Below are 12,041 nucleotides of genomic sequence, written 5' to 3' on the forward strand. Positions count from 1 at the left end.
ATAAACAAGGATTTTATTATTATCCTTATCTATATTATCCGCTTATCCATACTAATCCATGCAAGTGGATTAATGATAGACAAACGTTGTAGTTACTATTGTAGATTACAGGGTAAATACACCATTAAGTGTAGTACATGAGGCTGTCGATTCATTGTGTAGAAGTGTTAAGAAGGTAATCTTTTCCCTTTCCACTTGGTTGTCCACATTGAATCGACAGCCTAGTACATGCCCGTTAATCGTATGAAATATTTACCTCAACTCCAAACCTAGTTCTGCATCACAAAATCGTTCTCAACCTTCGCATTCGCATCGTCGAACACGCGCAAAATCTCATACTTCGTATTGCGCTGCGCCGGGATTTTGCCTGCTTGGCGGATCAGGTCGAGCGTCGAGCCGATGTTGACCTTGTGCGTCGTGCCTGCGGCCGATACGACGTTCTCCTCGATCATCGTGCTGCCGAAATCGTTGCAGCCGAAATGGAGCGACTGCTTGCCGACCTCCGGCCCCATCGTTACCCACGACGATTGGAAGTTCGGGATGTTGTCGAGCATCAGGCGGCTGATCGCCACGTTTTTCAAGTACGCGTCGGCTCCCAGCTTCTCGGCTTTCAGGTTCGTGTTGTCCGGCTGGAACGTCCACGAGATGAACGCCAGGAAGCCCGGCGACGGGTATTTATTATTAATGCATTCGTCCTGGGCTTCGCGGACGCGCAGCATGTGCAGCACGCGCTCTTCCATCGATTCCCCGAATCCGATGACCATCGTAGCCGTCGTGTTCATCCCGATCTTGTGCGCCGTCCTCATGACGTCCATCCATTCGGTCCAACTGCCCTTCAGACGGCTGATCTTGCGGCGCGTCCGGTCGTCCAGAATCTCCGCTCCGCCGCCCGGCAGCGAGTCGAGGCCGGCTTCGTGAATTTGTCGGACGACATCCTCCAGCGACAAGCCTTCGGAAACCTCCTTCATCTTCCAGATCTCGGCCGGAGAGAAGGAATGCATCGTAATATCCGGAAACCGTTTCTTGATTTCCTTTAAAATATTCGTATAATAGCTGAACGGCAAATTCGGATTCGTGCCGCCCTGCATCAATATTTCCGTTCCCCCGACATCGATCGTCTCCTGAATTTTCTGGAAGATCGTCTCGTCCGGCAGGACGTAGCCTTCCTTGGAGCCAGGCGCCCGGTAAAACGCGCAAAACCGGCAGTATACATCGCAAATGTTCGTATAGTTAACGTTCCGCCCGATCACAAACGTCGCAACCGGATCCGGATGAAATCTCAGCATGATCTGGTTGGCGGCCGCGCCCATCTTCTCGATCTCGTCGGAGTCGTACAGCGCGAGCCCATCCTCCAAATCCAGTCGTCCCCCCGCCAGCACTTTGTCTAATATGCGGTCGATCCGGCTCATCCTAATCACTCCTTCGCATGTAATTCTATCGTACCATATCGCCCACCGGAAAAACAGAATGAAACTTGGCAATTCATCGACAGGTGCGGACGCAAAAACGCGGCTTACGACGCAAAGAAGCCGTCCCGGATCGGGACGGCCTCCTTGCATGGGTTATGGGTTTGGATAGCTTTGCAAAGCACGTTTCGAATCAAAACACACTTTTTTTATTTGAACGGCTTCAATTGCTTGTCAGCCGGTCTTACTGAGTTGACTTGGTCGACATACGCTTGGAAGATCTCTTTTCCTTTGTACTTGGTCATCAGTTCTTCCCGGTATTTCGGCCAGTTCGATGCGTCCTTGTCGTCCATTAGAGAAACCATTTGCAGACGAGCCATTTCTTTACGATAGTCGCCGATATTCATGCCTTGAGGCGGAGCCAGAGTTACAGGCTCTCCCTTATGCTTCGGAATCTCTTGAACGAACTTGAGTACGGCACGGTCGCGGTCGGATACGCGCGGATCGATGATCTCGAGGCCATGAACGGTCGGATCGTCGAAGTTCGTGAAGAATCTCCAGATGTCCAGGAAGTTGCCGTTTTTCGTAACGTCGGCTTCGTAAGCGGCCGGGTCGATCGTAATTTTCTTGCCTTCTTTCTTATAGTGCTTGCCTTCTTGACCGTAGTGAGTCATCAGGTAGCCTTCTTCGCTGGCGAGCCAGTCGAGAATTTGAACGGAGCGTTGAACTTTTTCCGGGTTTTTGTCGGCTACAGCTTTCGAGAACAGGAACGGGCTTGCTCCCCCTGGGGTACCTTGCTTCCAGCCGTACGGCTGATCCTTGAACGGGAAGATCGGCTGCCAATCGGCTTTCGGGTCGATCAGCTTCGTACGCGCTTGAATGCTTGTAGGAACGGAGTCCAGAGCGATATTGCGGTCGGTTGCGAACACTACGCCGACTTTGCCTTGAGCCGCTTTGTCGAAATGCTGAGGCGTTTTGTTAACGAACCAGTCCGGATCGACTACGCCTGCTGCGATCATTTCTTTAATATCCGTAATAACCTGCTGTACCTTCGCATCGCTTTGCACTTCTACGAATTCCAGGTTCTTCTCGTCGATCATAAAGTCGGCTACAAGTCCGTTTTTGATCCAAGCCGGGAAGTCAAGCGGAATCCGGTTGCCGGCAGCAGCCGCGCTGAATCCGTACGTATCCTTCTTGCCGTTGCCGTCCGGATCTTCGTGCGAAAACTTCTTCATCGCCGTCATCAGCTCGTCATACGACTTTGGAAGCTGCAGGCCGAACTTGTCGAGCCAGTCTTTCCGGATATAGAACGAACCATACGTCCCGCGTTGGAACGGCATTGGCGAACGGGAATGCGTGATGCCCTTCAACTGGTAGTTTTTAATTTCGTCTTCCGTAATCCATTTGAAATAGTTGGGCATCGTTTGCTTGGTTACAAATTTGCTCTGATCTGCCAGCAATCCGTCAACCGCGAACTTTTGGCTCGCTGCACCGTTAGCCAGGAACATGTCCGGATGATCTCCGCCGGTCATGATTACGTTGATTTTCGTATCATAGTCTGTACCGAACGGCAAATATTCTACTTTCAAATTGACATTGAACTTCTCTTCGATCGTCTTCTTGACGAAGTCTTTATCGGCCGAAGGCAAGTTCGCCGTTGCAGGCGCGAACAGGAACCAACGAAGATCCAGCTTCTGATTGTTAGTCGCGTTGCCAGCCGATGCGTTATCCCCGCCGGCAGCAGGCTTCTGCTCTTCTTTCGCACCGCAAGCGGTAAGTACCATCGTGCTGGCGATTACGACCGCCCCTAATACTTTCAAAGTTTTCATGGAATGGAATTCCTCCTCCGATATGATGCCGCAGCAGCTCCGGTATTTTGTAAAAAACGTTGGCGACTGATCCCCTTCATCGTGCCCATTCATTCAAATTCAGACGGTTTCCGGCCGTTAGGCCCATTCCGTGATCGACGGTCTCGCCTCACCTCCTGAATAGAATTCTCCACTAGTTTCCTTGGCATTCGGCCAGCAAACGCTTCCACTTGAATTGTAAGGCGATGACAGGATCAAGATCAATTCCTGTCACGCTGGGAAAACTAGGCAATGACGTGAAGGTTCTGCAGGTTCACTTCGCCTTCGAGCGGCTGATCGGCGATAAAGCGCCGAATTTCTTCGACGGCGTGTCTCGCCATACGCTGCTTGCCATTGTTGACCGCGCCAGCGATATGCGGGATCAAGATGACGTTCGGCAGCTTGCGGAACGGGTGGTCCAGACTCGGCGGCTCCGGTTCGGTGACGTCGATGCATGCCGTGAATCGCCCTTTGGCCAGTTCGGCCGCCAACTCGTATTCGTGAACGAGGCTCCCGCGTGCGGTGTTAATCAGAACCGCATCGTCTTTCATAATCGAGAACGCCTTCGCATTGAACATATGGTTCGTCTCCGGGATCGACGGAGCATGGATTGAGATGACGTCGGATACTGCCAGCAGCTCTTCGAATTCGACCTTGCGGCAGCCCAGTTCTACGGCTTCCTGGACGGAGACGATCGGATCGTACAGGACGATATCGACCTCGAACTGTTGAAGCAGACGAATATAATGCCTTCCGGCTTTACCGGCGCCTACGACGCCGATCGTAATATCGAACATTTCCCGGATATGCTCCTTGCCTTCCTCCCAAGTCCCTTCCCGGGTGCTTTGGGATAGCTCCCACATCCGCTTGAGTGATGTGATCGTAAGCGCGAGCGCGGTTTCCGCTACGCCGACTCCGAGCGCATCATTGGCGCTGCTAACACGTATGCCGCGTTCGATCAGCTCCGGGGTTACAATTCCTTTCACGGTACCGGCCGCATGAGCTACCAGCTTCAGACGTCCAGCGTCTCGCAGAACATCGGCATCAAAGGCGGGGCATCCCCAGGACGTGATCGCAAAGTCCGCATCGCGGATCAATTCGGCAACTCGTTCCTTCGAGGGCGCGCCGGGAAGCGTATTGACGACGAGTTCTCCCATTTGGCGAAGCTGGTTCAAGTATTTGTCGGTTACAATACTTTCCCAGATGTCGGCACCGGGCAACAAGGCAATTCGATTCATGCTGTTCCCGCTTTCTAATGTCGTTTTTGACTCACAACTAACTCTGAATAACTTCATAATAACGGATCAAAAACGACTTTGTCAAGAAATAAATCGCTTCCAAGTGCTGATTGTAACTTATGCGTAACTCACAAAATTCGAATTAGAAGTTAGAATGTGTCTCTTATTATTCCGATTGTTTTAGTGAATGCGGACTGTCGAACGTTGTCGCCTGGCGCTTTACGCCGCTTTTGGCCCGCAAAAAAACCGGCCTGATCGAGGACCGGTTGTTTATGCTTCCTGCCGTTTTTTTCGGCGCAGCTCTTCCAGGGCTACGTCAATTTTGGCGCAAGCCGCCTGCTCGGATTCGAGTCCCGACCAGTACAGCTTCATCTCGTTGATGATCGTCACCAGCATCTCGAACGTTACGTTCAGATCGGTGTACATCCTGTAGGTCGGCACAATATCGCGGTGCATCGGATACCTGATCGGCCGGTACATCGTCTCCGGTCCCATCCACTCGGCGGCAGGCTTCAAGGCCGGGATGCTGAGAGTCCGCTGGCGGATCGACAGCTGGGCCTGGTAAGAGGTCATAAAGTCGATAAAGGTCTGGGCCGCTTCCTTCTGCTCGGACTTGACGTTGATCCCGAGACCGATCGAGACGAGCAGCGTTTTCGGATTTTCGAAGGATGGAACCGGAGCGATGTCGTATTCGAAGTCGGCTTTCCTCAGCTCGTTCAAGCCGAAATAGGTCGTCATGATCATCGACACCTTCTGCTGCAGGAACAGCTTCTCCGCATCTGCCTCCTCGTAGAAAAACGGAAGGTTCGTCTGACTGAGCAGCGTATCCCGGCACAGCCGAAGCGCCTCCATCCAAGGCGAGCCGTACAGCCGGATCGGTTCGTCTTCGGGCGGCAGCCGCATCCCGCTCTGGAGCAGAAATACCGGCCAACGGTTGCAGGACAGCAGGAAGAAGTAAAATCCGTAACGTTCGCTGGGAACCGACAGCTTCGCCGCGGCTTGCTTCAAATCGTCCCAGGTCCAGCTGCTGTCGGGCTCGTGCAGATGGTTTTCCTGAAAATGCTTCCGGTTATAGCACAATACGACCGGGGAGAACAGGAACGGCTGCACGGATTGCCGTCCTTCATGGGTAAACGCTTTGTTCAGATACGGGTAGATGTCGCCGCTGGGCCGCTGGTCTTCCAGCAAATGCAAGGCGTCATGCTCGATCATCTCATTAAAATTCGGAATATTCACCGTGACGACGTCCATAATCCCGCTCTCAAGCGATTGGCGGATACTCACATAATGTTCCAGCATCATCGGCTGAACCCGGATACGCGGATACAGCTTGTGGAATTTGGAGATCAGGGTGCCCAGATCGGCTTCTTCGATCGTCGTCTGGTGGCAGCCGAAACGAATCGTTACGGAGTTGCCGTCCGATACGCCGGCGATCCGGTTGCCGACCTTCGGAATTTTCTCGATCAGGCCTTCGGACACGAGAGCGTCGAGACATTGGCGAACCGATTTGTTGCTGATGCAGTACACTTTGCCGAGCTCCCGCTCCGACGGCAAAAAATCGCCCACGTTCAGTTTGCCGGATACGATATCGTCGCGGATCGTTCGCACCATATCGTCCATCCGTTTCGAAAGCGTGGCCCGGCTAGGCCTACTCGCCATACCCACCCCATCCTTTCCAATTATTTACATAAATCCTAAAAAGAAAAACCCCGTCTCCATGAAGTTAGGCTTGCCGAGTACGCCTCCCATGGAATCCGGGGACTATGCCGTTGCCCTGTCGGACGTTAAGGTCAGGCGCTGCTCACTTGACGCTGGGTCATGATTTTCTCCTTCAGCCGCTGCAGGTGAAGCTGCTCCGAATCGTGCTGAAGCGGAGCCGGCTTGGCAAAATAGTAGCCTTGTCCCATCCCAACCCTATGCTTGAACAGAACGTGAGCTTCTTCCTGCCGCTCTACGCCCTCCGCTATAACTTGACAGTTAATATGCTCCGCCATGTACAGGATCGTACGCAGCATCACTTGCTTGACAGCCACCGTATCGATGTCGCGGATCAGCGAACGGTCGATCTTGATCATATCAGGAATAATCTCAGAAATCGACTGTAAACTGGAAAACCCCGTTCCCGCGTCGTCCACGGCAAACCGGAATCCGAGCGCCCGGTACTCCCGCACCAGGCCGGAGAGATGGTCGTAGTCCTGAACTTTATACCGTTCGGTAATCTCCAGCACGATCTGTCCGGGCCGGACTGCCGGATACTGTTCCAGCGTGAGCAGCAGAGCGTCCAGAAAGGCGCGCTGGCCCAGCGAGACGGCCGTAATGTTCAGAAAAACCGTTTCCTTCAGCGCTCTGCGCGTCAGTTCCTGAAACACCTTTTTGAACACAAGCTGCTCCAGCCTGGGAAGAAATCCGGCCTGATGGGCGTACTCAAACAGATCGCCCGGGGAATGAAAAGGCGTATCGTGCGGTCCGCGCGTCAAAAACTCCCACCCGGAGACTTCGCCGTTCTCCAAATTCATAATCGGCTGCGCCAGCACGTGAATATTCTCATCGCGGGTCAGCGCGATCAGTTGCAGACGGGTGGCGCCGTAATCTTCCGGCAGACGTCCGCTCGCGGCCGAAGATGCGTATTGGTAGGCCGTCGACACAGCCGTTTCCGTATCGGGGATATCCGGGGAAAGTAACATGCAGCCCGCTACCAGACGAATCCGTCCGTTCCAGGCGCCGTCCGCCGCGTACAGCGAACCGATCCGGTGCTCCAGTTCCAGCCGGAACTGCCGGGTTGTTTTAAGCAAGCTGTCTTGCTGAACCGAATCCGGCAGCTGGACGAACAGCAGAAACTCGTCATGCCAATGCTTCGCGCCGATCATATCCGATTCCCGGAAAAACAGCGGCAGAACGGTAATCATCGTGTGCTGGACGGCTTGCTGTAAAGTGCGGAACCACTCGGTGGATACCGTCTCCAGAATCGACAGGGCGCCTTCGAGCTTCACGAGGATCAGCGCACACCTTTTGTTTTTGCGGCGGGCTCCGCTTACCAGCGACAATACCGGGTCCCTGACGGTGAATGACGGGGGGAAATATTTCAACAGCCGGTCGGGCAGCGGCAGACGGAGTGCGGCTTTGAGATGCTGCTTAACATTGTGCACGAAGGCCATGGGAACCCCCAAATGGTTGATCGCAAAATACCGGTCTATGGGTACAATACTGACATATTACCACACAATTTCGGCGAAATACAGGCCGTAACCGGACCAAAAAAGGAGCCCGATCCACGGGCCCCTCCGGTTTACAATTTACACAAGCTCGGCCTGAGCCGCATCGAACGCGTTCGACAAATCCCCGATCAAGTCGTCCACATGCTCGATACCCACGGAGAAACGGAGAAGCCGGTCGTCCACGCCGACTTGTCTGCGGATTTCTTCGGGAATGTCCGCATGGGTCTGCACGGCCGGGTATGTCATCAGCGACTCGACTCCGCCCAGACTTTCCGCGAAAGCGATCAGCTGGATATGGCGCAAAATCGGCTCGATCGTCCGGGCATCTTTCATCCGGAACGAGAAAATGCCGGTATTGCCGCTGGACTGTCTGCTTTGAACTTCATAGCCGGGATGCGACGGCAAAGCCGGGTAGTACACCTGCTCGACCATCGGATGAGCCTGCAAAAACTCGGCGATCTTCGTCGCGTTGTATTGATGACGCTCCATCCGGAGCGCCAGCGTCTTCATGCCGCGCATAAGCAGCCACGAATCCTGCGGGTTGAGCACCGCCCCGATCGAGTTATGCAGGAACGCCACTTGCTCGGACAGCTCCTTGCCCTTGGTGACGATCAGACCGGCCAGCACGTCATTGTGCCCGCCCAAATATTTGGTCGCGCTGTGCACGATAATATCCGCCCCAAGCTCGATCGGCCGCTGGAAAAACGGGGTAAGCAGCGTATTGTCGACGATCGCGACATACCCTTTCGCTTTTGCCCAGCCGCACACTTTCTCCAGATCTGTAATCATCATAAGCGGATTGGTCGGGGTCTCGATCAGCACCGCCTTCGTATTCGGCCGGCTGGCGCTTTCCAGCGCATCCAGATCGTTCGTATCCACATAGGTGGCGGATACGCCGAACCGTCCCATCACCTTCTCGATGAGCCGGTATGTACCTCCGTACAGGTCAAGCGATACAATCAGATGGTCGCCTTGGCTGAACAAGGCGAATACGGTTTGTAGCGCGGCCATCCCGCTGGAACAGGCAAAGCCGACGTCTCCCTGCTCCAGCTCCGCGATCGCTTGCTCCAGCACGGCCCGGGTCGGGTTTTTCGAACGCGAGTAGTCAAAGCCCGTGCTTTGTCCCAGACGCGGGTGGCGGAACGCGGTCGCCTGATAAATCGGGAAGCTGACGGCACCGGTTCCAGGCTCCGACAACGAGCCGATTTGAGCCAAAACGCTTTCTATTTTCATACTCTATTATCCTCCTAGGCATAATGGGAATTATGGGCAAAAGAGAGGCGGTTCCGGAGGATCCCAGTTCCGTCTCGTTCGCGCCCGTCTGTTGCGGCATAGCTATATGGCAAGCCGGCGAGGCTTACTTCCTTGGTAGTTCAGTCCGTTCGGTCCGCTCTCGGCTTAGGCCCGGGAAGCTATCCGTTCCTCGTCCGAATGGCGGCCTTGGAGCGCGCTCAGGTCATACGGCGTTTCCTGGTACACGTAGTAGTTGAGCCAGTTCGAGAACAGCAGGTTGGCATGAGCTCTCCAAGTAACCAGCGGTTCGCGCGTCGGATCGTCTTTCGGGAAATAGTTTCTAGGCACCTCGATCTCCAGCCCTTTGGCCACGTCGCGGTCATACTCCCATTTTAACGTACAGGAGTCGTATTCGGAATGGCCCGTTACAAAAATATGTTTGCCGTCTTTGGTCGCGACCAGATAAATGCCCGCTTCCTCCGATTCGGACAAAATATCCAGCTCCGGCACCTTCTCGATATCTTCCTTGCGCACTTCCGTATGGCGCGATTGGGGGACGAAAAACAGCTCGTCGAAGCCGCGCAGCAGCTTCACATGTTTCGTGCTGGTCGTGTGCGGGAATACCCCGAACACCTTGTGGTCGACCGGATATTTCGGCACCCCGAAATGGTGGTACAGTCCGGCTTGCGAAGCCCAACAAATATACATGGTCGAAGTGACGTTCGTCTTGGTCCATTCCATAATTTGCTGCAGTTCGGACCAGTAGTTCACGTCTTCGAAATCAAGCTGCTCGACCGGTGCGCCGGTAATAATCATGCCGTCGAAGTAGTCGCCCTTGACGTCGTCGAACGTTTTGTAAAACGTCTCGAGATGCTCGGCGCTCGTATTTTTGGATGTATGGGTTTTCGGATGCAGCAGAACGAATTCGACCTGGAGCGGCGTGTTGCCGATCAACCGCAAGATTTGCGTTTCGGTCGTCTCCTTCGTCGGCATCAGATTGAGTATCGCTATTTTCAATGGCCGGATGTCCTGCTGAAACGCCACGCTTTCGTCCATCACGAATATGTTCTCCTCGATCAGCACTTCTTTAGCCGGCAGATGGTCAGGTATTTTGATGGGCATTCCGATCACTCCTTCATGAATAGTAAGTAACTTCCGATCGAGAGACGGGTGAACGAAGCAGCAACGGTCGATGCTGTGCGAAAGATCCGGATCATCGGTAAAAGCGTAATTCCTCGCCATCCGGCTTGGCAAAGATTGCTTTCCCGCAACGATAAAAAGGCCTTTCTTCGTGATGAAGAAAGGCCACCGTTTCGCAAGTGCTCGCATGTCCTCTCTCATCTCCCAGAAACATCAAACATGTTCCCGCAAGAATTAGCACCGTGCGTCCCCGTCTGCTGACGGATCTGTCGGTTGCCGGGCTTCATAGGGCTGGTCCCTCCACCTACTCTTGATAAGAGTTTCAAAGCTATTTGGTTATGGTTACATAGTACTAATGTATCCGATCGCACGCATTTCGTCAAGACGTTCTTGCTAATCCCCCAACCGCGGAAGCAGCTGACACCCAGGTACGGCGAAGCACCGCCTCCGATCCGGCGCCATACACTGTAAAAGCTCAAGGCGGCAAGTCTGGAGCCAGCCTTAGAAAGCCGGTTCGATCACTGTCCTCCGGCCGGCTTGCACAAAAAGCGTCCGTTCCCGCACGTTGCATCTTGTGCCTTGGACGCCCATAGCGTTATACTAGACAAGGATTCCCCGACGGAATCCAATTACCGCCAAAGGGGTGAACGACGCATGGACGTGGACCGACCCGGACCGACAACGAATCAACTGAATAGCTCGAAGCGGCAGTCGGCTCTTGCGCCGATGTGTCGATTGCTTCGGTAGACGCCCGGACCGTTTCCGGACGTACCCCTGTCGCTTCCGAGCAGCTAAAGCAGTTCGTTTGCTGCGTCTTGTTGGCCATTTCTGAGAATTAACGGCCTGCATTGCCGGCAATCGTCTTTATTTGGCATGGCGTCCGCAGCGGACGCGGAAAGTGCTGCTTCTTCTGCAGCCTGCTCCCGCCCGCACCTGCGACCGATGTCTTTTTGACGTTTTCAGGCAAGCTGCATGGTGACAACCCGCAAACCGGGGAACACTGCTAATGGGGTGAGACAGATGAAGGTACGTCTGGTGCAAAACGGATTGTTTACTCAAATTGAAGATATCGCTACAGCCTTGATCCCGCCGGCTAACGGCTTTTATTGGATCGATGCTAACGTCGAGGATCTGGAAATTCTCCAGCCGCTCTTTCAACTGCACGATCTGGCCGTCGAAGACAGCTTGATCGAAGAAGAGCAGCGGCCCAAAATCGAATTGTACGACTCGCACTATTTTATCGTTATAAACAGCATCCGGTATGACGATGAGGAAATTTTTCTGCGCGCCTTGAACATCTACTTGTTCAAACATGCCATCATCACCGTCACCCGGCAAAAAATAAACGAAATCCGCTCGATCAAGCCGGTCTTATGGGAGGAGGAAGTTAATTCGCCCGACCGCTTCCTGTATCATCTGGTCGATATGGTCGTCGACAACTATTTTATCGTCGGAGACCGGATCGAAGCGAAGATCGAATCGCTTGAGGAAGATATCCTCATGCATACGAAAAAAACGCATCTGAACGAAATTATCGGACTGCGAAGCGAAATATTATGGCTCAAAAAAATGCTCGCTCCGCAAAGGGACGTCATCTGGGCGCTGAACCGCAAAGAGCTTCGCCTGATCGACGACCAACTGCAGAAATATTTCGGGGATATCCACGAAAACGCCGTAAAAATCACCGAGACGTTCGAGACATTCCGCGATCTGATGGGCAACTTGCGAGAAGCTTACCAGTCGAGCCTGTCCAACCGGGCGAACGAAATCATGCGGATTTTCACGGCGCTGACGACGATCTTTATGCCGTTAACAATTATTACCGGTATATATGGGATGAACTTCGAGTACATGCCCGAGTTGAAATCGCCTTATGCTTATTACATCGTGCTGGCAGGTATGCTGGCCGTCGGCTCGTCGATGGTTTTCATTTTCAAGAAGAAGGACTGGTTCTGAACGTCC

Annotated in this window: 8 protein-coding genes and 1 riboswitch; of the genes, 1 reads left to right on the forward strand and 7 read right to left on the reverse strand. The window is 53.6% G+C overall.

Features of this window, described 5'->3' with window-relative positions; genetic code table 11:
• Positions 1-269: 269 nt before the first annotated feature.
• From mqnC to metA, 7 genes are all read right to left on the reverse strand, one after another.
• Positions 270-1,409: a cyclic dehypoxanthinyl futalosine synthase gene (gene mqnC / locus AC3Y2E_RS03110; RefSeq protein WP_379207027.1), complete on the reverse strand. Its 1,140-nt coding sequence runs from the start codon at positions 1,407-1,409 to the stop codon at positions 270-272.
• Between the two features lie 206 nt (positions 1,410-1,615).
• Positions 1,616-3,235, reverse strand: coding sequence for a type 2 periplasmic-binding domain-containing protein (locus AC3Y2E_RS03115; RefSeq protein WP_332075145.1), 1,620 nt, complete (start codon positions 3,233-3,235; stop codon positions 1,616-1,618).
• 263 nt (positions 3,236-3,498) lie between these two features.
• Complete coding sequence (locus AC3Y2E_RS03120; RefSeq protein ID WP_379207030.1) at positions 3,499-4,491, reverse strand: hydroxyacid dehydrogenase; 993 nt, start codon at positions 4,489-4,491, stop codon at positions 3,499-3,501.
• Positions 4,492-4,761: 270 nt separating this feature from the next.
• Positions 4,762-6,150, reverse strand: coding sequence for an extracellular solute-binding protein (locus AC3Y2E_RS03125; protein WP_379207032.1), 1,389 nt, complete (start codon positions 6,148-6,150; stop codon positions 4,762-4,764).
• A gap of 131 nt (positions 6,151-6,281) precedes the next feature.
• A complete protein-coding gene (locus AC3Y2E_RS03130; RefSeq protein ID WP_379207034.1) occupies positions 6,282-7,646 on the reverse strand; it encodes an EAL domain-containing protein in 1,365 nt (454 codons plus the stop codon).
• A gap of 138 nt (positions 7,647-7,784) precedes the next feature.
• A complete protein-coding gene (locus AC3Y2E_RS03135; RefSeq protein ID WP_379207037.1) occupies positions 7,785-8,939 on the reverse strand; it encodes an aminotransferase class I/II-fold pyridoxal phosphate-dependent enzyme in 1,155 nt (384 codons plus the stop codon).
• Between the two features lie 165 nt (positions 8,940-9,104).
• Entirely contained in the window at positions 9,105-10,061 is a 957-nt protein-coding gene (gene metA, locus AC3Y2E_RS03140) for a homoserine O-acetyltransferase MetA (protein ID WP_379207039.1), read from the reverse strand.
• A 212-nt stretch (positions 10,062-10,273) separates the two neighbouring features.
• A riboswitch (SAM riboswitch) is annotated at positions 10,274-10,399 on the reverse strand.
• 700 nt (positions 10,400-11,099) lie between these two features.
• Here metA and corA point away from each other — a divergent pair.
• Positions 11,100-12,035, forward strand: coding sequence for a magnesium/cobalt transporter CorA (corA, locus tag AC3Y2E_RS03145; protein WP_190931406.1), 936 nt, complete (start codon positions 11,100-11,102; stop codon positions 12,033-12,035).
• Positions 12,036-12,041 lie beyond the last annotated feature (6 nt).

Source organism: Paenibacillus sp. MAH-35 (assembly GCF_058135425.1).